Raw genomic sequence first — 20,876 nt, 5'->3', positions numbered from 1 at the left:
TTCCTGCTATCCTTGGCTTATCACGAGAGAGGAGAAAGTGATGTATCCTGTTGACTTACATATGCACACCGTTGCCAGTACGCACGCCTACAGCACGTTGCATGATTATATCGCCGAAGCGAAGCGCAAAGGGATTAAACTCTTCGCTATTACCGATCACGGCCCAGATATGGCCGATGCGCCGCACTACTGGCACTTTTTGAATATGCGTATCTGGCCTCGTATGGTGGACGGTGTTGGGATTCTGCGCGGTATTGAATCGAATATCAAAAACGTTGAAGGTGAGATTGATTGCACTGGGCCGATGCTGACATCACTGGATTTTATCATTGCAGGTTTCCACGAACCGGTTTTTGCCCCGCAGAATAAAGAAACCCATACGCAAGCGATGATTGCGGCAATGGCGAGCGGCAACGTTCATATGATTAGCCATCCTGGCAACCCTAAATTCCCGGTTGATATTCCTGCGATTGCTGCGGCTGCGGCCAAATATCATGTGGCGTTAGAGATCAATAACTCCTCGTTCGTCTCCTCACGTATTGGCAGTGAAAGTAACTGCCGTGCGATTGCAGCGGCAGTGCGCGACGCAGGCGGGTGGTTAGCTCTGGGATCGGACTCGCATACCGCCTTTACGTTGGGTGAATTTGGCGAGTGTAAGAAGATCCTGGACGCGGTGGATTTCCCAGAGGATCGCATTCTTAACGTCACGCCACGACGTTTCCTCAATTTCCTTGAATCGCGCGGTATGCCGCCGATTCCAGAATTTACTGAACTTTAATGACTGAATGGACTAACTGAATGAACGAGTTTTCAATCATCTGTCGCGCGCTTGGCTCGCTCTATTATCGTCAACCGCAAGACCCACTGCTGGTTCCGCTGTTTACCTTGATTCGGGAAGGCAAGCTGGCGGCAAGCTGGCCTCTGGAGCAGGATGAACTGCTGGCTCGTCTGCAAAAAAGCTGTGATATCCAGCAGATAGCGGCTGATTATAATGCGCTGTTTGTGGGTGACGAGTGCAGCGTGCCACCGTTCCGTAGCGCGTGGGAAGAGGGCGCTACGGAGGCGGAAGTCCGTGCCTTCTTGGGTGAACACGGTATGCCACTGGGTGAAAGCCCCGCTGATCAATTAGGTACACTGTTGCTGGCGGCATCATGGCTTGAAGATAAAGCGGAAAAAGACGACAACGAAGCGCTGGAAACACTGTTTGCTGACTTTATTATGCCGTGGTTTGAAACCTTCCTCGGAAAAGTAGAAGCACATGCGACGACGGCTTTCTGGCGCACTATGGCTCCGCTGACCCGCGAAGCGATTGCTGCGATGTGGGACGAGCTGCAAGAAGAGAATGAAGAGTGATTTAAATCACAAAGTTGATGTAAGTGTAGTTTGTATTACGAGCATTATGTGCTCGTGATCTCACCATAAAGGCGAGTATCTGCTAAGATGCTCGCCATGAACGTTATCTTAGCTATCGCAATTACAACAGGCATTCTCTCCGGTATTTGGGGATGGGTTGCCGTGTCTCTCGGGTTACTCAGTTGGGCTGGGTTTTTAGGCTGCACGGCCTATTTCGCCTGCCCGCAGGGTGGCTTGAAAGGGTTGGTCATTTCGGCCTCTACCACCATGAGTGGCGTGATTTGGGCGTTGGTGATTATTTACGCCAGCGCGCTGGCGCCGCATCTGGAAATCGTCAGCTACGTCATGACTGGAATTGTGGCGTTTTTGATGTGTATTCAGGCAAAACAGTGGCTGCTCTCTTTTGTTCCGGGCACGTTTATTGGCGCCTGTGCGACTTTTGCTGGGCAGGGCGACTGGCGGCTGGTGGTTCCCTCTCTGGGGGTTGGCCTGGTGTTTGGTTATGCCATGAAAAACAGCGGGTTATGGCTTGCAAATCGTAAGGCAAGAACGCAATCGTCGAAAGAGACTGCGCTTTAATCGATAAGATAAAAAGTAAGCGGCGGTAGGGATTCCCTACCGCCGCTTTTTTTATGCCTATTCTGGTTTTTGACATTATCGTTTCCCTACGAAACGGCCTTTTGGTTGCTATCGTCCACGCGGTGATAGTCGTCGATAAGCTGGCATATAGTGATGATAACTATATAAAAATTAAATAAGTTGGCAATTGGCGTTATTGTTACTAATGTGAATATTGTGCTTACAAAAAGTAATTTAACCGCCTATTTAAGCTTCGGGACTGGCTGCATCAAGGACGATCTCAAATAAACGGGGACGTTGCCATGCAAACCTTTATCTGTTGCACATGTATTACCCTCTCGCTGCTGACTATTGGAAATCTCTGCGCGGAAGCCACGACCGTCGGAGTGATTCATCTTCGGGGGCAAATTGTCGACCCCCCTTGTGATATTCAGCCTTCGGTACGGCAGGTTCATGTTAGCTGCTACCGCAACGGCCAGGACAATGTACAGTCGATAGCATTGAATGCACTGGCGGAAGGCCGCACCATCAACAACGCGGTCAGCACCGTCAGCCTACAATGGATAAACCGACAAAAAAAACTGGCTATTCTGAACATAGAGTACAAATAGTCCGAAACGAAATTGCGGTCGGTGTTGTCTATGGTAGACAATCTCTTGGTCATTACGAATGAGGAAGTGAGCATGACCGATCGAATTCAGGTGCTGCAGGGGGATATCACCCACTTTGAGGTGGATGTTATCGTCAATGCCGCCAATCCCTCACTGATGGGCGGAGGCGGTGTCGATGGCGCAATCCACCGTGCCGCCGGCCCTTCTTTACAGGAGGCCTGCGCGGTCGTCCGCCAGCAACAGGGAACCTGTCCACCGGGACATGCGGTGATTACTCATGCTGGTAATCTAAAAGCGAAAGCGGTCATCCATACGGTGGGGCCGGTTTGGCAGGGCGGGGGAGAGCAAGAAGCGTCGCTGTTACAACAGGCGTACCGCAATAGTTTGCAACTGGCGTTAGATAATGGTTATCACAGTATCGCATTTCCCGCTATTTCCACGGGGGCGTATGGTTATCCTGCGGCACAAGCGACCGAAATCGCCGTGAGTACCGTTGCCGCGTTTCTGACTCGCCGTAGCTTGCCGGAAATGGTCTACTTTGTCTGCTTTGACGATGAGATGACCCGGTTGTACGAACAGGTCCTCAGCCAGACTTGGATTCCGAGCCTGGCCGAGGACGACAAAACCTAAGCAGCCTGTGTTTTATCCACCTTCTGCTGCGGCTTCCCGGAGAAAAGGAAACGTAGCAGAGGGATACGCAGATGAATTTCATACAGCACTAGCGCGACACCAATGACAAAAATTAGCCCTGTCAGGAAACCGAGCGCATTGGAGCTAATGCTTGGCATAATCCACGCACCGAAAAACAGCGTCAGCGGATGGTGCACCAGATAAATAAACAACGATGCGTTAACGAAGTAGGTGACTCGTGCTGACTGGAAGTTCAGCAAACGGTGGCCAAATGAGAACACCACGTTCACCATCCATACCCCCAGCACCATCGTAATCACATATTCTGTTTCATACATCCATGCCTCACCAGAACCGTAATGCTGGTTTAAGCGATAGGCGATAAAACCTAGCAGCGCCGCCACCGCGCACCACGGCGATGGTGTAGTAAACAGCGCTTTTAGCCGTGGATGGATAAACGCCAACGCGCCGAGAATAAAGAAGGGCACGTAGAACAGCGTTTGCATGACCACGAAGTTAAACAGCCCGTCGCTAAGAATTGGCGGGAAGAACAGGAAGATGGTGCGGCGAATAGCGGCGTAGGCTAGCCCCAGCAGCAGAAATATCAGCGTGAGTTTGCTCATCGTCATGTTGTCGAAGAACTCAGGGTGTTTGCGCTCCTGGCGGCGGCGCATAAAGCGGAAGGCCAAAATACCTAAGGACGTGAGCACGACCAACACCAGCAAAAACCAGAGATGCGACACCAATTCCCACGCCAGAGTATTATATTTTTGATACAACGAGAGCGTATGCCAGCTTTCCGTCTTACCCTTAACGTATTGCAACATTAAGAATTGCGGCAGCGTCAGCAGGGGAATCGCCGTTAGCATCGGAATGCCGACGCGTTCCACGCGCACTTTCCACCATTTTTTTAATGGATAACGCAAAAACAGCATATAGGAAAAGTAGCCGGAGATAACGAAAAACACCTGCATACGAAAAGCATGAATAAAATCATTGAATAGCGTTAGCCACCACGAAGGTGTAGGGCTATTCATATGCCAGGTATGGCTGGAATAGAGTAATGAGATGTGAAAGGGTATCCCCAGCAGCATCAGCCAGGCGCGAATGGAGTCGAGGAAGTATTCACGCTGTGCGGGTTTGTTATTCATAGGGTTAGGTACGATTCTCAGACAAATCGCCTTATACGACCAGACGATAAAGATTACATTCGTTGGCAACCCTACACGAACTCTGGTTACCTGTCTTCAGGATAAGCACGTAAAGTGCAAAGCGCAGTTAACAGTTGCTTACTCGATAAGCCACTGCGTTGAACAATACGGGGATTATGTTGTCGGATTGCTTGAATTTCCAGTAAAATGGATCGGATCGATTTAAGCACACAAAGGGGGAAGTGCTTAGTTATATGAAACATACACCACAGATGATGAAACTGCGTTGGTTAGGCGCAGCCGTAATGTTGTCCCTGTGTACTTCATCTGCATGGGCATTCACTATTGATGACGTTGCAAAGCAGGCTAAATCGCTGGCTGATAAGAGCTATGAAGCGCCGAAAAGCAACCTGCCTTCCATCTTCCGCGACATGAAATACGCGGACTACCAACAAATCCAGTTTAATCACGATAAGGCGTACTGGAACAAAATAAAGACCCCATTTAAGCTCGAGTTCTACCATCAGGGTATGTACTTCGACACGCCGGTGAAGATTAACGAGGTCACGGCCACTTCCGTACGTAGAATTAAGTACAGCCCGGACTACTTCACGTTCGGTAATGTTCAGCATGACAAAGACACCGTTAAGGATCTGGGTTTTGCTGGCTTTAAAGTGCTTTATCCTGTTAATAGCAAAGATAAAAACGACGAAATTGTCAGTATGCTTGGCGCGAGCTATTTCCGCGTTCTGGGTCAAGGGCAGGTTTATGGTTTATCCGCGCGCGGTTTAGCTATTGATACAGCGCTGCCGTCCGGTGAAGAGTTCCCTCGCTTTCGCGAATTTTGGATTGAGCGTCCAAAAGCGGCCGATAAACGTCTGACCATCTATGCACTATTGGATTCCCCACGTGCAACCGGAGCGTATCGCTTCGTTATTATGCCTGGCCGCGACACCGTTGTGGACGTGCAGACCAAAATCTACCTGCGCGATAAAGTGGGTAAATTGGGCGTTGCGCCGCTAACCAGTATGTTCCTGTTTGGTCCAAACCAGCCGTCGGCAACCACCAATTACCGCCCTGAACTGCATGACTCTAACGGTCTGTCTATTCATGCTGGTAATGATGAGTGGATTTGGCGTCCGCTGAATAACCCGAAACATCTGGCGGTAAGCAGCTACGCAACGGAAAATCCACAGGGCTTCGGCTTGCTGCAACGTGGCCGTCAGTTCTCCCGTTTCGAAGACCTGGATGACCGCTATGATCTGCGCCCAAGCGCCTGGATTACGCCGAAAGGTGACTGGGGCAAAGGGACTATCGAGCTGGTTGAAATTCCGACCAACGACGAAACCAACGATAACATCGTCGCTTACTGGACACCGGACAAACTGCCGGAAGCCGGTAAAGAGATGAACTACAAATACACCATCACCTTTACTCGTGACGAAGACAAACTGCATGACGCCGACAGTGCGTACGTGATGCAGACACGTCGCTCAACCGGTGATGTGAAGCAGTCCAATCTGATTCGTCAGCCGGACGGTACGCTAGCCTTCGTGGTCGATTTCACTGGCGCAGACATGCGCAAAATGCCGCAGGATACGCCGGTAACGGCGCAAACCAGCATTGGCGACAACGGTGAAATCGTAGAAAACAGTGTGCGCTATAATCCGGTAACGAAAGGCTGGCGTTTAACGTTGCGTGTGAAAGTGAAAGATCCGAAGAAAACCACTGAAATGCGCGCTGCACTGGTCAACGCTGACCAGACGCTGAGTGAAACCTGGAGCTATCAGCTGCCTGCAAATGAATAAGACAACGAAGTATATCGACGCGCTGTCGCTTACGGATACGGAAAAAGCAGCGCTTCCCGACACGAATCTTCGTGCCGTGCATGAAGCGCTGGATGATGAACATCAGATGTTTATCCGTGATGACGACACCCCTTTAGCGTCCGTTAAGGCTCGGCTCGAACAGAGCTGGCCTGACTCGCTGGCGGGTTCTCAACTGATCAAAGACGACGAAGGGCGCACGCAGCTTAAGGCTATGCCGAAAGCGACGCGTTCTTCGATGTTCCCCGATCCGTGGCGGACAAACCCCGTCGGGCGTTTCTGGGATCGCCTGCGTGGGCGTGATGTGACGCCGCGCTACCTGTCTCGTCTGACCAAAGAGGAGCAGGAGCATGAACAAAAATGGCGCATGGTGGGTTCTTTGCGTCGTTATACCCTGCTGATCCTCACGTTGGCGCAGACCGTTGTTGCCACCTGGTATATGAAGACCATCCTGCCGTATCAAGGCTGGGCGCTGATTAACCCGGCGGATATGGTCGGGCAAGATCTGTGGGTCTCCTTTATGCAGTTGCTGCCATATCTGCTGCAAACCGGGATATTAATCCTCTTCGCAGTCCTGTTCTGCTGGGTTTCCGCCGGCTTCTGGACGGCGCTGATGGGCTTCCTGCAGTTGTTGATTGGTCGGGATAAGTACAGTATTTCGGCCTCAACGGTGGGTGATGAGCCGCTGAATCCAGAGCATCGGACGGCGCTGATTATGCCTATCTGTAATGAAGACGTTTCCCGCGTGTTCGCCGGTCTACGGGCGACCTGGGAATCGGTTAAGGCGACCGGTCAACAAAAGCATTTCGACGTTTATATCCTGAGCGATAGTTACAACCCGGACATCTGCGTCGCAGAGCAAAAGGCCTGGATGGAGCTTATCGCCGAGGTGCAGGGCGAAGGGCAGATTTTCTACCGCCGTCGCCGCCGTCGGGTGAAGCGTAAAAGCGGTAACATCGATGATTTCTGTCGTCGTTGGGGCAGCCAGTACAGCTACATGGTCGTGCTGGACGCAGACTCCGTGATGTCGGGTGACTGCCTGACTAACCTTGTGCGCCTGATGGAAGCGAACCCGAATGCCGGGATTATCCAGTCTTCGCCGCGCGCATCCGGGATGGACACGCTGTACGCGCGCTGCCAGCAGTTTGCGACTCGCGTCTACGGGCCGCTGTTTACCGCAGGGCTGCACTTCTGGCAACTGGGTGAATCTCACTACTGGGGTCACAACGCGATTATCCGCGTGAAGCCGTTTATTGAGCACTGTGCGCTGGCGCCACTGCCGGGCGATGGCAACTTTGCCGGTTCGATTCTGTCGCATGACTTCGTTGAAGCCGCACTGATGCGTCGCGCAGGGTGGGGCGTGTGGATTGCCTATGACCTGCCAGGCTCCTATGAGGAACTGCCGCCGAACCTGCTGGATGAGCTCAAGCGCGACCGCCGCTGGTGTCAGGGTAACCTGATGAACTTCCGCCTGTTCCTGGTGAAAGGTATGCACCCGGTACACCGTGCGGTGTTCCTGACGGGGGTGATGTCGTACCTTTCTGCGCCGCTGTGGTTTATGTTCCTGGCGCTATCGACCGCGCTGCAAGTGGTACACGCATTAACCGAACCGCAGTACTTCCTGCAACCACGCCAGCTTTTCCCGGTGTGGCCGCAGTGGCGTCCTGAATTGGCAATTGCGCTGTTTGCTTCAACCATGGTGCTGCTGTTCCTGCCAAAACTGCTCAGTATTATTCTGGTGTGGTGTAAAGGCTCGAAAGAGTATGGCGGCTTTATCCGTGTGACTCTCTCCCTGCTGCTGGAAGTGCTGTTCTCTGTGCTGCTTGCGCCAGTGCGTATGCTGTTCCACACCGTGTTTGTGGTCAGCGCGTTCCTGGGATGGGAGGTGGTTTGGAACTCACCGCAGCGTGATGATGACTCTACGCCGTGGGGCGAAGCCTTTATGCGTCATGGCTCGCAGCTGCTGCTGGGCCTTGTGTGGGCAGTTGGCATGGCATGGTTGGATCTCCGCTTCTTGTTCTGGCTAGCGCCGATCGTGTTCTCGCTTATCCTGTCACCGTTTGTGTCGGTGGTTTCCAGCCGTGCGACCAATGGTTTGCGCACTAAACGCTGGAAGCTGTTCCTGATCCCAGAAGAGTACAACACGCCGAAAGTGCTGGCCGATACCGAAGCGTATCTGGCGCTGAACCGGACTCGTGTGCTGGACGATGGATTTATGCACGCGGTGTTTAACCCATCGTTTAACGCCCTGGCAACCGCGATGGCAACGGCGCGTCACCGTGCCAGCCACGTGCTGGAGATTGCGCGCGATCGTCACGTTGAGCAAGCGCTGAATGATACGCCGGATAAACTCAACCGCGACCGCCGTCTGGTGCTGTTGAGCGACCCGGTTACGCTATCACGTATGCATTATCGCGTGTGGTCAGCACCAGAGAAATACTCCTCCTGGGTGGGCGAGTATGAGAAACTGGCGCTTAACCCGCTGGCGTTAAAAACGAAGTAAATCGGTTACCCGGATGAGGTGCTGTGCAGCGATTCCGGGAATACATGGGCGCGAAAAACACGCCGTAAGGAAATACCGGCATTAAAGACAATGCCGGTATTTTTTTGTCTGTACTAAGAGGAATGGATACGTGATACGAATGATACTGGTGGTAACGATGGCTATCGTGCTGAGCGGATGTGGCAGCATTATCAGCCGCACAATTCCAGGCCAGGGCCACGGCAACCAGTATTATCCGGGCGTACAGTGGGATCTACGTGATTCAGCCTGGCGTTATGTCACCATTCTGGATCTGCCGTTCTCGCTGGTGTTCGACACCTTGCTGCTGCCCATCGATGCCAGCCATGGCCCGTATGAATAACTAGCGTTCATCCCACTCATCGGCGGCCGTCTGTCCTTCTTCGGTATCCAGCGACGGCTCAAGCTGATATTCGCCTTCATCCCATTCGTGCAGCGTGTTCTCTTCCAGCCATTCCTGGCGCAGTTCGATCTCGTCAAAATCGCCGTCGAACACACTCTGCGCGGCTTCGCCATTGAGCATCGGTAGGCATTCACCTTCGTTATCTTCATCGGCGAAAAACTCAGCCTGCCACATGATGTCACCATCCTGTAGAACGTACTTTTGCATATTGAATTGCTGTACCTCCGCTTCACTTTCCTCAATGCCGGGATTATCGGCGAGGAAAGTTTCACGTGCCGCATCAATAGCTTCTTCGAGTGTGGCGTATAAAGTCATCTCTTTCTCCCTGCAATTTGACGTGGTATTCAGGAAAATAATAGCTGAAGTTTACGGTTGTACATGCCCTACGCTGTGATTTAACACAAACCGTAGGGCGGCGTCTTTATGAGCGGGAAGTTGTCGCGCGGCGGCGTAGGCTAATGCCGGTATAAATGGCGTTAAACAGCACCACCGCAGCGGTGACGCAGAATACCGCGCGGAAGCCATAGCTGGCGGAAACGGCCGCGCCAATCAACGGACCGGTCACGTTGCCAATATCACGGAACGACTGGTTATAGCTAAATATTCGCCCGGCAATTTGGTTGCTGGAGTTATACACCAGCAGCGTTTGTACCGCAGGCAGCAGCGCGCCATCTGCCGCACCTAATAAAAAGCGCAGAATACCGAGCTGAAGCGGATTTTGCACAAACGACATAGGAATAAGCAGCAATACCGAGGCCATTAAGGCCACGATAAGGATTTTTTCCGGGCCAATGCGGTCACCCAGCTTACCCAAACGGGGGGCGCAAATTAGCGCGGCGACGCCGGGTACGGAGGCAATCATACCGCTGACGAAGGCGATATCGCTGATATTCCCCGCGAGATCACGCACATAGAGCGTCAGAATTGGGGCAATTGAGCCTGTTGCCACCTGGATAATCATCGTGGTGACGAACAGGCTGAGCACCAGCTCGCGGTTTTTTAGTGAACCGAACACCTCTTTCACGTGCAGCATCTCTTTTTTAGAGATAGGCGTGAACTGTTCGCGGATAAAAAATAGGGTGAGCGCAAAACAGATAAACAGCACGCAGGCAGTCATAAAAAACACCGGGCGTAGGCCATAGTTATCTGCCAGCACCCCACCGGCTAACGGCCCGAGCAGCGCGCCACTGACGCCGCCGGTTGAGAGCGTACCCAGCGCCCAGCCGCTTTTATGGCGGGGAACCTGGGTGGCAATCAGCGCGTTGGCGTTCGGGATAAATCCCCCCAGCAGGCCCAACAGCGCGCGTAGGATCAAAAACTGCCAGATATTTTGCGCCATCCCCATCAATAACATCACAATTCCCATGCCCAGCGCTGAACGCAGCAGCATGATTTTTCGCCCCTTACGGTCGGCGAGGCCACCCCACAGCGGCGAGGCGATGGCAGAGAATAAAAAGGTGATACTAAAAACCAGGCCAGACCACATATTCAGCGCGCTGTGGCCAGTTACGCCAAGTTGTTCCACGTAGAGAGGGAGGAAGGGCATGACCAGGCTGAAGGCCGCACCGGTCAAAAAACAGCCGAGCCAGACAACGGCGAGGTTACGCTTCCAATTTATGGGGGCATCTGAGGGTTGCATAGGGTTCCGCAGGCAATTTTTGTCAATAAACGGCATCGATACTTTAAATCATTCGGGTTGTAGCAAACTTGAGGTGTGACAAGTATGTTAGCTGGCTAATTATGCGCCTGTGCTGTATACGTCGCAATGCGGAGGGCTTTTAAAGTCAAAACAAAACACGCAGCCTGGCTGCGTGTTTTAGGGGTCAGTAGCGGGATGGGACACCGTCAGGCCGGGTCTTAAAGCGGCGGTGCAGCCACATATACTGCTCCGGTGCCATCATGATGCATTGCTCGATTATTTTGTTCATCCAGGCGGCGGTACTTTCCGCATCATCCAGCGGTGGGTTGCATTCAGGCTCAAGGATTATTAGCTCATAGCCTTTGCCATCTGGCTTGCGGCGTGGAACAAACGGCACGACGCAGGCTTTCGACATTTTTGCCAGCATCCAGGTACCGGAAGTGGTCGCCGCATCTTTAACCGCAAACAGCGGCACAAATACGCTGGCGCGCGGGCCGTAATCGTGATCCGGTGCGTACCAGATGATCTCGCCATTTTTCAGCGCTCTCACCATTCCCTTCAGATCTTTACGATCGATCATGCTTTTATTGGAGCGCATACGGCCCCAGGTTTGCAGCCAGTCAAGCACGGGGTTGTCGTTCGGGCGATAGACGCCGATCCCGGGGTTATGAATACCAAACATCCGCGCCCCCATTTCAAGGGTCAGGAAGTGAATACCGATTAACAACACGCCACGTCCAGAGTCCTGCACGCTGCGAATATGTTCAAGGCCGCTGGCATCCATCCAGCGATTCACGCGTTGGGTTGGCCAGAACCAGGCAATGCCGGTTTCCATTACGCCCATTCCCACGGATTCAAAGTTTTTCACCACCATTTGGTGGCGCTCTGCGGCGCTCATTTGCGGGAAGCAGAGTTCAAGATTGCGGTAAGCAATTTTTGCGCGACGTTTCATAAAGCGCATCGCCAGGCGGCCCATGCCATTACCTAAGCGGTAAATCACCGGATACGGCAGCTGGACAACTAACCAAAGTAGGCCAATACCCAGCCATGACGGCCAGTAGCGTGGGTGCAGCAACGCGGCGGTAAATTTGGGTAACTGGGTCATGTCTTTCCTGTTTTTTCGAGCAATTAAGACTATTGTCGCACTATTTTTCCGGCAACCAAAATGAGAGGGTTGCGAATGGCGTTAATTTAAGCAGTTGTTTTGCATCAAATGATTAGTGGTGATGAAAATGTAGCGTAAAATGTGGGGATGTAAATTAACAATGATTGCTATATCATGCGCCCCGTTTATATCAACCTTTGACGATTGCAGGATAAGAGCACCATGCCAGTGTTGCATAACCGCATTTCGAATGAGACGCTGAAAGCGCAGATGCTGGCAGAAACTGAGCCACGCACCACTATCTCATTCTATAAGTATTTCACCATTGTTGACCCAAAAGCGACGCGTGATGCGCTGTATATCGCGCTGTCGGCGCTTAACGTGTTTGGCCGTATTTATCTCGCCCGTGAAGGGATTAACGCGCAAATCAGCATTCCCGCCAGCAAGGTGGAGGCTTTGCGCGCCTGCCTGGATGGTTTTGATCCTGCGTTGAAAAACCTGCGCCTGAACATTGCGCTGGACGATGACGGTAAATCGTTCTGGGTGCTGCGCATGAAAGTGCGTGAGCGCATTGTTGCCGATGGTATCGACGACCCGAGCTTTGATGCCAGTGATGTGGGGGATTATCTGAAGGCGGCGGACGTTAACGCTATGCTGGATGACCCTGACGCGGTGTTTATCGATATGCGTAACCACTATGAATATGAAGTGGGCCATTTTGAACAAGCGCTGGAAATCCCTGCTGATACCTTTCGCGAGCAGTTGCCGAAAGCGGTAGAGATGATGCAGGAGCATAAAGACAAGAAGATTGTGATGTACTGCACCGGCGGTATCCGCTGTGAAAAAGCCAGCGCGTGGATGAAACACAACGGCTTTAAACAGGTGTGGCATATCGAAGGTGGGATCATTGAGTACGCGCGCCGTGCGCGTGAACAGGGCTTGCCGGTGCGGTTTATTGGCAAAAACTTTGTTTTTGATGAACGCATGGGCGAGCGTATTTCAGACCAGGTGATTGCGCATTGCCACCAGTGCGGCACGTCGTGCGACAGCCACACTAACTGCCTGAACGATGGCTGCCATCTGCTGTTTATCCAGTGTCCGGCTTGTGCCGAGAAATACGAAGGCTGCTGTAGTGAAGCCTGCCAGCAGGAACACAAACTGCCGGAAGAAGAGCAGCGTCAGCGCCGTGCCGGACGTGAGAATGGCAATAAAATCTTTAATAAATCGCGTGGGCGGCTGAATACACGCCTGGGTATCCCCGACCCGGAAATGTCTGGCGATTAACTGAAGTAGAGATAGGCAAGGTCAGCAATCGCCAACAGTAATGAGAGCATCAAATATAGCATCAGGTGCTCGCGGATATTGTTGACCAGGTAGTGGAGCAGGCGGCGCATAGCGTTCTCTGTTTAACGGCCCCGAAATATCGGGGCCGTGTTGTTTTTAGGGCTGAAAGCGGGTGAGGGCAAACGGCTGAAGATCAAACTCAGGCGTTTGTTGTAGGGCGAACTGGGCGGCAATTTCCCCCAGCACGGTCGCAAACTTGAAGCCATGACCGCTCAGGCCACCGATGAACAACACGTTCGGCTGGCCGGGTAAAGTATCGATAATAAAGTCTTCATCCGGCGAGTTGTCGTAGGTGCAGGCTGCCCCGTGCAGACAACCGCCGATACCCGGCAGAATTTGGCGCAGGAAACTGAACGCTTCTGAACCGTCGCTCACGACAGCGCCGAACGGCTTGCGATCTTCTGGCTGGCTAATCACCTGCCCGCCGTTATGTTTGCCGATTTTCAGCTCGTTATCGACCGCCGGAAAACCGTAGAACTGGTCGCCGTTAGGCAGTTCGCCGGTAAATGCCGGGAAGTTGTTTTTACGGCTATAGCGGCCATCGGCCTGGAACCAGGCGAAAACTTTGCGCACTGGCTGAACAGGCAACTGTGGATAGAATTGTTTGACCCATGTCCCCGCGCTCAACAGCAGTTTTTTGCCGCGCCATGACCCCTCAGAAGTCTCGATAGTCACGCCGTCAGCATCGTGATGAATCGCGGTGACTGGGCAGTTGAATAGCTGCGCGCAACCGGCGTCTTTCGCCAGGGCAATCAGCGTTTTGACCGCCAGCTCACTTTTCAGAACCCCTGAATTGGGTTCGAAGATGGCCTGATAGTCGCCAGGGACGGTAATTTCCGGCCAACGAGCGGTGACCGCAGCGCCGTCAAGATGCTCCACCGGCAGTTGGTACTGTGCCGCGCTTTGCGCCACGGTGCGAAGAAAATCGGAGTCTGCCGGGCCGAGATTCACCACGCCGCTGCGTTCAAATAGTGCTTCGCCGCTCAACGCCGCCAGTTCGTCCCACAGCGTTTGGGCGCGCAGTACCAGCGGCACGTATTTTTCACCTTCGCCGTAGGCATGGCGCATTAAACGGGTATCGCCGTGGTGGCTGCCCTCCTGGTGAGGTGGCATGTGAGCGTCGGTCATCAGCACGTTTAACCCAGCTTTACGCGCGTAATAACCCGCCGCAGCGCCAACAGAGCCGCTGCCAATAATGATTAGGTCGTATTGCATAGTCTTTCCTGACGCGATGAATAGGCTCAAATATCAATGTGGGTAGAGTAATTAAGCCGCAGTTGTTATACAAGCGTGAAAATAATTCAGGCACCCGTAGGTGCCTGTTAGCGCTTAATTTGCAGGATGTATCAGCATTAATGCTTGCGATACTCATTGACGTGGTAATCACCAGATTCAATTTTGGCAATCCCGGCTTCCAGTATAGAAATAAACTGACGTGCGACATCGGTCGTTAGCCACAGCGTCTGGCCAACTTCTGCTTCTTTTTTGCTTGATTGATTGGGGTCTTGATAGTGCAGGCGCAGCATCAGCGCATCATAGCTATCTACGGTGCTGATGTCCCATCCGACGAGGGGATGGGTCTGGATGACTTCATTATTCTTTTCCATCATAACCCCTTATTTACGTGTTAAAAGGCAACAACTCTCGAGGTTTAATGCAATTTTTTTGTGAAGCTTTATCAGTATACAACAATTCAATAGATACTCGAGAATTGAAATCAAATGCAACATAAATTCCTGAGTAACTGGCCTGTTTGCGCAATAAACAACCATATTGCTCATTGTTTTTGCTGCTGATGTAAAAGATGGGGATAGAAAGAAAAAAAACAAGCGTGGATAAATGAAAAAAAGCCGGGGCGACCCGGCAAAAAATAATACAGCAACAAAGGATTAATCTGTAATAAACCAGTCGTCAGCGCTTTCCCAGGTTTCCTGGAGGATTTCGCTAATGCGGTCTTTATCTTCTTTGATACCACCGATAACGGAGAGATTGTTGGCGCTAGCGTAGCGCACGCTCACCGAGCCATCGCGGTCTGGGAATTGGGTATTGATACGGCGGGAAAGCTCCGTTGCCAGCGCGTCTAATGCACCTGCTGGCAAGGTGGTCGTTTTTGCAATAGTGACTTCAATGCGCATAATTGCCCCCTGTGTTATACACTGTATATTTATACAGTTACCTTCAGCGTTTTACAACAGGGGGCAGCATTTTATTTTTTCACCGTCCAGCGTAGTGTTTCGCCCGCGAGGAACGGAATCAGCGTGTCGTCGCTCAGCGCAATGCTTTCGGCAACCTGGCTTTCTTCACGCACCAGTTCAACATAACCTTCGTTCACCGGCAGGCCGTAGAAACGTGGGCCATTCAGCGAGCAGAAGCCTTCAAAATGCTGTAGCGCGTTCATCTCTTCAAACACGGTGGCATAGCTACCCAGCGCGGTTGGCGCGTTAAAGCATCCCGCGCAACCACAGCTCGCCTCTTTACGGTGACGGGCGTGTGGTGCGGAGTCAGTGCCCAGGAAGGCACGTTCAAAGCCGCTGGCAACCAGTTCACGCAGCGCCTGCTGATGGATATTACGTTTAAGAATCGGCAGGCAATAGAGGTGAGGGCGCACGCCGCCAACCAGCATATGGTTACGGTTAAACATCAAATGCTGCGGGGTAATGGTTGCAGCCAGCCGATCATTGCCATCGCGAACATACTCGGCGGCATCTTTGGTGGTGATATGCTCGAATACCACTTTCAGACCTGGCAGGCGCTGGCGCAGCGGCTCCATCACGCTTTCGATAAAACGGGCTTCGCGATCGAAAATATCAATATCCGCATGGGTCACTTCGCCGTGAACCAGCAGCGGCATACCGAGTTTTTCCATCCGCTCAAGTACCGGCATGATTGCGTCAGTGCTGGTCACCCCATGGCTGGAGTTAGTGGTGGCATTCGCCGGATACAGTTTGGCGGCGGTAAAGACGCCTGCGTTAAAGCCGCGCTCCAGCTCGTTTGGATCGAGCGTGTCGGTTAAGTAGCAGGTCATCAGAGGGGTGAAATCATGTCCGGCAGGGACGGCATCAAGGATTCGCTGGCGGTAGGCTATTGCGGCATCCACGGTGGTAATCGGCGGCACCAGGTTCGGCATAATAATCGCACGGCCATACAGTTCACTGGTATAGGGAACAACCGTTTTTAGCATCTCGCCATCGCGAAGATGAATATGCCAGTCGTCTGGGCGGCGAATTTTCAGAACTTGAGGTAATGCAGTCATTTGAGGCTCCGGCTGGTGGGATTACAGTCATTTTTTGCCGGATGCAAAGGATAAGCGTAAACGTTTCCCTTTGCATTCATTTTCTGTAAAAAAGAGATCGCGGGTAGCGATGTAGTAATGAGGCCGGTGTTCAGGCTCCGGCCTCATTAGTGGTGAAGGGGTCATCAGTTGGTGAATGGGATAATAATTTCACCCGGTTTCACTTCAATACCTTTGGCGTATTTCTTCGCCAGTGCTTCACCTTGGCTGGCATCTTCTTTCAGCACGTAGGCGGGCTGCTTATTAAAGTAGGTACGCAGCGACTGATTCAGATACGGGATCAGCGTTTGTACAACCGACTGCATTTTCTCCGGGGTCACTTTGGCATCCTGCACTTCCATCTCTTGAAGATAGATAGCGCCTTGCTCCTGGTTAAACACCGGCAGCGCTTTTAATGTCAGCGCGATATTAGCTTTCTGGCTACCGAACAGTGAGTTCAAATCCAGCTTCGCGTCACCGCTAAGCGTCACTTTATTCGGCTCTTCACGACCAATAGCGCTGGTGAGATTCGTCAGCACAATGTGGGCGTCGGCAACACCTGGCACACCAATATCTTTGGAGAAATTATTCCGTTTTTGTAGCGCCTGGTTAATTTCTTGCTCACTCACGGAGTACTGCGTGAGCTGATTACAGCCGACAATCAGACCGCTGACGATCAGGGCGAAAATGACTAAAAACTTTTTCATGTGGTTCCTCAACGTGAAGCATTCTGTGCATCCTGACACAAAGCAGCCAACGTTGAAAGCCTACCACAGAGCCAGTAAAAGGCGATCACACTCGTGGTTCGAGCATATCCGGCGCGGCACGTTTACTGCTGAACTGCCACCACAGCGCGATGAATGTGAGCAGGCCTATCGCCGCCAGCATCGCCCACGGTAGCTCTGGCTGGTTAAGCGCCTTACCACTGTCGAACAGCCAGCCGCCGCCGGTGTAACCCAGCGCGCCGCCAAACGCTAGCCCTAATCGGCTAAAGCCCATATAGCTGCCGCGAGCGTGGGCATGAGCCAGTTGGGCACTCAGTGTTTCGCGCGCCGGTTCAGCAATGATGGAGCCAATATAAAACAGGCAAATTAACGAAAATAACTGCTGTAGCGAGCTGGTGAGGCCAATCGGTAGCATGGCAACAATCATGATAAACAGCCCCGCCATCAGGCGGTGTTCAAGGCGAAAGCGTTTCTCGCTCCAGCGGGCAATAGGGTACAGCAGCGTAAGCGACAGCGTGGCCTCAATGGCGTACATCCATTTAACTGCCGACGGTGTACCGGCAATATCGTTGACCATAATCGGCAGCATCAGCATGACCTGAACCGCCAGCATATAGTAGCCGGTTAACGTCAGCACATAGGTGACAAAACGCTTATCTTTCAGGACGTACTGCAACCCTTCTCGCACCGGCGTTTTCACCGTCGATAGCTTCCAGGCGGGCAAATAGCAGAAGTTAAACAGCGCACAGAGAATAAAAAGCAGTGCTCCGACGCTACACACCAAGCGAAAATCGTATTGCAGCAGCCAACTGCCCAATAGTGCGCCGATCACCGCTCCGGCGCTGTCTTGCATCATCAGCAGTGAAAAGAAGCGTCCACGTTGATGTGGGAGCACCAGTTTCACCACCAGCGCAGAGCGTGGAGGGTCAAATAACGTGCCGCCCAGGCCGGATAAAATACACGACAGCCACAGCAACCACGGCTCGTGAGCCACCGCCATTGCGGCAAAACCGCCCGCGCGCATCAGCATACCGGTCACAATCATCGGTTTCGCGCCAAAGCGGTCGGCAATGGCACCGCCAAATATACCCAGCCCTTGTTGCACCAGTTGGCGCAGGCCAAGCGCGATACCGACCATCAGTGCCGCCCATCCCATTTGATCGACAAAACGGATGGAAATTAAGGGGAAAACAACAAAGAAACCCAGCACGACCAGCATGTTATCGACTAACAGGAAATATTTACCCAGGTTCCTTGCCTGCGATACACGGGACATTTCCCCTCCAGGGAAATAGAGATCTCACCCTTCCTGCGGTGACGGCGAGAAGAGTGCGATGGATAAAGTGAGAGAAACATCTTCATTTTGCCGAGTTATCTCACCTTTTCCCATATTGCCAGCGACAATATTTTTTTATCAAAATACAGCCTTGATTGAGTTTTTTTGTTGAAAATGAAATCGTCACGCCAAAAAATGTAGATTATTGTTTTTATTCAGCGCCATCGGGTACAGGAGTAGTGAGATGTTTGGCTATCGCAGTAATGTGCCGAAAGTTCGGTTAACCACAGACCGGCTGGTTGTGCGTCTGGTTCATGACAGAGACGCCTGGCGTCTGGCTGATTACTACGCGGAGAATCGGCAGTTTTTAAAACCCTGGGAACCGATTCGCGACGACAGCCACTGTTATCCGTCTGGCTGGCAGGCGCGACTGTCGATGATTAATGAGTTTCATAAGCAAGGAACGGCCTTTTACTTCGCACTGCTCGACCCTGAAGAAAAAGAGATTATTGGCGTTGCGAACTTCTCCAATGTGGTGCGAGGTTCATTCCATGCCTGCTATCTTGGCTACTCCATCGGCCAGAAATGGCAGGGGCAGGGGATGATGTATGAGGCGTTAACCAGTGCGATTCGCTATATGCAGCGCACACAGCATATTCACCGTATTATGGCGAACTACATGCCGCATAATCAGCGTAGCGGCGATTTGCTCGCGCGGTTAGGGTTTGAAAAAGAAGGTTATGCGAAAGACTATTTGCTGATTGACGGCGAATGGCGCGATCATGTGCTGACCGCTCTAACCACATCACAATGGACGCCCGGTCGATAAGGAGACCTGAATGAAATACCAACTCAGCCCACTGGAAGCCCGTGTTATCGGCTGCTTACTGGAAAAACAGGTCACAACGCCGGAACAGTACCCGCTGTCGATGAACGGTGTCGTAACGGCATGCAACCAGAAAACCAACCGCGAACCGGTGATGAACCTGAGCGAAGCGGAAGTGCAGGATATTCTCGATACGCTGGTTAAGCGCCACTATTTGCGCACGGTAAGCGGCTTTGGTAACCGCGTCACCAAATACGAGCAGCGTTTTTGCAACTCGGAGTTTGGCGACCTGAAGCTCTCTTCTGCTGAAGTGGCGCTAGTGACTACGCTACTGCTGCGCGGTGCGCAAACGCCGGGGGAACTGCGTGGGCGGGCGCAACGAATGCATGAGTTTGCCGATATGGCCGAAGTGGAAAGTACGCTCGAGCGTCTGGCGAACCGCGAAGATGGCCCGTTTGTGGTGCGTCTGGCTCGTGAACCGGGCAAACGTGAAAGCCGCTATATGCACTTGTTCAGCGGTGACGTTGACGTGCAGGCCGTGGCGGCACAAAGTGACGTAGCGCAAATTGATGATGACCTGCGCACGCGTGTTGAAGCCCTCGAAGGTGAAGTGGCTGAACTCAAACAACGGCTGGATTCATTGCTGGCACACCTCGGGGAATAATCAGCATGGCGGCATTACGTATTGGGGTGGTCGGTCTGGGCGGTATCGCGCAGAAGGCCTGGCTACCGGTGTTAGGCGCAGCGGCTGACTGGACGCTGCAAGCGGCATGGTCGCCAAATAAAGAAAAAGCGCTACGTGTATGTGAAACCTATCGGATGCCGTATGCCGACTCGCTGGCATCGCTGGCGGCACAGTGTGATGCGGTATTCGTCCACACCTCTACGGCCTCGCATTATGCGGTCGTCAGTGAACTTCTGAATTTAGGTGTTCATGTTTGCGTGGATAAACCGCTTGCCGACAGGCTTGACGATGCCGAGCGTCTGGTGGCGCTGGCAGCCCGCAAAAATCTGACGCTGATGGTCGGGTTTAACCGCCGCTTTTCACCGCTGTACCGTGAGCTGAAAAGCCATGCCGGAGAAATGTTCTCTCTGCGCATGGACAAACACCGCTCCGATAGCGTCGGGCCGAATGACCTGCGTTTTACACTGTTGGATGACTATCTTCACGTGGTGGATACCGCGCTGTGGTTGGCGGGTGGCAAAGCAAAACTCAATGACGGTATCCTGCAAACCACCGACGAAGGCTGCATGTTGTACGCGGAGCATCACTTTAGCGCGGCAGGGGTACAGGTCACTACCAGTATGCACCGCCGGGCGGGCAGCCAACGTGAGTGGGTGCAGGCGGTTGCCGACGGTGGGTTATATGAAGTGAGCGATATGCGGGAGTGGCGCGAAGAGTGTGGCTCCGGTATTGTCACTCGGCCTGTTCCAGGCTGGCAAACGACGCTGGAGCAGCGCGGCTTTGCCGGTTGCGCCCGTCATTTTATCGAATGCGTGCAAAATCAGACGGTTCCTGAAACGGCGGGTGAGCAGGCGATTCTGGCTCAGCGCATCGTCGATGGGCTGTGGCATGAAGCCATCCGCGAATAATCAGCTGTAACATCTGGCAGTAG

General features: G+C 52.6%; 23 protein-coding genes. 12 read left to right on the top strand and 11 right to left on the bottom strand.

Annotated elements, in window-relative coordinates; all coding sequences use genetic code 11:
- Positions 1-40 precede the first annotated feature (40 nt).
- The 5 genes from AC6I4B_RS14405 to ymdB all read left to right on the top strand — a co-directional run bounded on the left by AC6I4B_RS14405 (position 41) and on the right by ymdB (position 3,173).
- Positions 41-778 carry a phosphatase gene (locus AC6I4B_RS14405; protein WP_497766041.1) on the top strand — a complete coding sequence of 246 codons (738 nt, stop codon included), beginning with the start codon at positions 41-43 and terminating at the stop codon, positions 776-778.
- Positions 779-798: 20 nt separating this feature from the next.
- Entirely contained in the window at positions 799-1,353 is a 555-nt protein-coding gene (locus AC6I4B_RS14400) for a TorD/DmsD family molecular chaperone (RefSeq protein WP_497766039.1), read from the top strand.
- 96 nt (positions 1,354-1,449) lie between these two features.
- Complete coding sequence (locus AC6I4B_RS14395; protein WP_497766038.1) at positions 1,450-1,932, top strand: DUF1097 domain-containing protein; 483 nt, start codon at positions 1,450-1,452, stop codon at positions 1,930-1,932.
- Between the two features lie 302 nt (positions 1,933-2,234).
- A complete protein-coding gene (locus AC6I4B_RS14390) occupies positions 2,235-2,543 on the top strand; it encodes a YmdA family protein (RefSeq protein WP_497766036.1) in 309 nt (102 codons plus the stop codon).
- 72 nt (positions 2,544-2,615) lie between these two features.
- Positions 2,616-3,173 carry an O-acetyl-ADP-ribose deacetylase gene (gene ymdB / locus AC6I4B_RS14385; protein ID WP_497766035.1) on the top strand — a complete coding sequence of 186 codons (558 nt, stop codon included), beginning with the start codon at positions 2,616-2,618 and terminating at the stop codon, positions 3,171-3,173.
- Here ymdB and mdoC read toward each other — a convergent pair.
- Positions 3,170-4,324, bottom strand: a complete 1,155-nt coding sequence (gene mdoC, locus AC6I4B_RS14380) for a glucans biosynthesis protein MdoC (protein ID WP_497766033.1) — start codon at positions 4,322-4,324, stop codon at positions 3,170-3,172. The two genes, ymdB and mdoC, sit on opposite strands and share 4 nt — an antisense overlap.
- A 272-nt stretch (positions 4,325-4,596) precedes the next feature.
- On the opposite strand from mdoC, the gene mdoG reads away from it, so the two are divergent.
- The 3 genes from mdoG (at position 4,597) to AC6I4B_RS14365 (ending at position 9,014) form a co-directional block, all read left to right on the top strand.
- Complete coding sequence (gene mdoG / locus AC6I4B_RS14375) at positions 4,597-6,132, top strand: glucans biosynthesis protein MdoG (RefSeq protein ID WP_497766032.1); 1,536 nt, start codon at positions 4,597-4,599, stop codon at positions 6,130-6,132.
- A complete protein-coding gene (gene mdoH / locus AC6I4B_RS14370; RefSeq protein ID WP_497766030.1) occupies positions 6,125-8,653 on the top strand; it encodes a glucans biosynthesis glucosyltransferase MdoH in 2,529 nt (842 codons plus the stop codon). The genes mdoG and mdoH overlap by 8 nt, the downstream gene beginning before the upstream one ends.
- A gap of 139 nt (positions 8,654-8,792) precedes the next feature.
- Entirely contained in the window at positions 8,793-9,014 is a 222-nt protein-coding gene (locus tag AC6I4B_RS14365) for a YceK/YidQ family lipoprotein (RefSeq protein ID WP_497772178.1), read from the top strand.
- Here the strand turns inward: AC6I4B_RS14365 and AC6I4B_RS14360 are convergent, their stop codons facing one another.
- The 3 genes from AC6I4B_RS14360 to AC6I4B_RS14350 all read right to left on the bottom strand — a co-directional run bounded on the left by AC6I4B_RS14360 (position 9,015) and on the right by AC6I4B_RS14350 (position 11,818).
- On the bottom strand, positions 9,015-9,389 hold the full coding sequence (locus AC6I4B_RS14360) for a MysB family protein (RefSeq protein ID WP_497766029.1): 375 nt from the start codon (positions 9,387-9,389) through the stop codon (positions 9,015-9,017).
- Between the two features lie 106 nt (positions 9,390-9,495).
- Entirely contained in the window at positions 9,496-10,713 is a 1,218-nt protein-coding gene (mdtG, locus tag AC6I4B_RS14355; RefSeq protein WP_497766027.1) for a multidrug efflux MFS transporter MdtG, read from the bottom strand.
- A 184-nt stretch (positions 10,714-10,897) separates the two neighbouring features.
- Positions 10,898-11,818 (bottom strand): Kdo(2)-lipid IV(A) acyltransferase, encoded by a 921-nt coding sequence (locus AC6I4B_RS14350; RefSeq protein WP_497766025.1) that lies wholly within the window; start codon positions 11,816-11,818, stop codon positions 10,898-10,900.
- Positions 11,819-12,040: 222 nt separating this feature from the next.
- Here AC6I4B_RS14350 and trhO point away from each other — a divergent pair, with 222 nt between their 5' ends.
- Positions 12,041-13,102, top strand: coding sequence for an oxygen-dependent tRNA uridine(34) hydroxylase TrhO (gene trhO / locus AC6I4B_RS14345; RefSeq protein ID WP_497766024.1), 1,062 nt, complete (start codon positions 12,041-12,043; stop codon positions 13,100-13,102).
- On the opposite strand, the gene AC6I4B_RS14340 is transcribed toward trhO, so the two are convergent.
- The 7 genes from AC6I4B_RS14340 to mdtH all read right to left on the bottom strand — a co-directional run bounded on the left by AC6I4B_RS14340 (position 13,099) and on the right by mdtH (position 18,434).
- Positions 13,099-13,212 carry a DUF2770 family protein gene (locus tag AC6I4B_RS14340; RefSeq protein ID WP_497766022.1) on the bottom strand — a complete coding sequence of 38 codons (114 nt, stop codon included), beginning with the start codon at positions 13,210-13,212 and terminating at the stop codon, positions 13,099-13,101. The genes trhO and AC6I4B_RS14340 overlap by 4 nt on opposite strands.
- A 46-nt stretch (positions 13,213-13,258) precedes the next feature.
- The gene (gene solA, locus AC6I4B_RS14335) at positions 13,259-14,377 is read right to left on the bottom strand and encodes an N-methyl-L-tryptophan oxidase (protein ID WP_497766021.1); all 1,119 of its coding nucleotides are present in this window, start codon (positions 14,375-14,377) and stop codon (positions 13,259-13,261) included.
- A 137-nt stretch (positions 14,378-14,514) separates the two neighbouring features.
- Positions 14,515-14,769: a biofilm formation regulator BssS gene (bssS, locus tag AC6I4B_RS14330; protein ID WP_497772177.1), complete on the bottom strand. Its 255-nt coding sequence runs from the start codon at positions 14,767-14,769 to the stop codon at positions 14,515-14,517.
- Between the two features lie 282 nt (positions 14,770-15,051).
- Positions 15,052-15,297, bottom strand: coding sequence for a DNA damage-inducible protein I (gene dinI, locus AC6I4B_RS14325; RefSeq protein ID WP_497766019.1), 246 nt, complete (start codon positions 15,295-15,297; stop codon positions 15,052-15,054).
- Between the two features lie 71 nt (positions 15,298-15,368).
- Positions 15,369-16,415, bottom strand: coding sequence for a dihydroorotase (gene pyrC / locus AC6I4B_RS14320; protein ID WP_497766017.1), 1,047 nt, complete (start codon positions 16,413-16,415; stop codon positions 15,369-15,371).
- A gap of 164 nt (positions 16,416-16,579) precedes the next feature.
- The gene (locus tag AC6I4B_RS14315; protein WP_497766016.1) at positions 16,580-17,140 is read right to left on the bottom strand and encodes a lipoprotein; all 561 of its coding nucleotides are present in this window, start codon (positions 17,138-17,140) and stop codon (positions 16,580-16,582) included.
- Between the two features lie 85 nt (positions 17,141-17,225).
- Positions 17,226-18,434: a multidrug efflux MFS transporter MdtH gene (mdtH, locus tag AC6I4B_RS14310; RefSeq protein WP_497766014.1), complete on the bottom strand. Its 1,209-nt coding sequence runs from the start codon at positions 18,432-18,434 to the stop codon at positions 17,226-17,228.
- 244 nt (positions 18,435-18,678) lie between these two features.
- Here mdtH and rimJ point away from each other — a divergent pair, with 244 nt between their 5' ends.
- The 3 genes from rimJ to AC6I4B_RS14295 are packed head-to-tail and all read left to right on the top strand — an operon-like array spanning position 18,679 to position 20,853.
- Positions 18,679-19,263 (top strand): ribosomal protein S5-alanine N-acetyltransferase, encoded by a 585-nt coding sequence (rimJ, locus tag AC6I4B_RS14305; RefSeq protein WP_497766013.1) that lies wholly within the window; start codon positions 18,679-18,681, stop codon positions 19,261-19,263.
- 10 nt (positions 19,264-19,273) lie between these two features.
- A complete protein-coding gene (locus AC6I4B_RS14300) occupies positions 19,274-19,924 on the top strand; it encodes a YceH family protein (protein WP_497766011.1) in 651 nt (216 codons plus the stop codon).
- Between the two features lie 5 nt (positions 19,925-19,929).
- Positions 19,930-20,853, top strand: a complete 924-nt coding sequence (locus AC6I4B_RS14295) for a Gfo/Idh/MocA family protein (protein ID WP_497766009.1) — start codon at positions 19,930-19,932, stop codon at positions 20,851-20,853.
- Positions 20,854-20,876: the final 23 nt, after the last annotated feature.

The sequence above is a fragment of the Kluyvera fluvialis genome (genome assembly GCF_059725275.1).
This window is presented reverse-complemented; position numbering and strand designations above follow the sequence as displayed.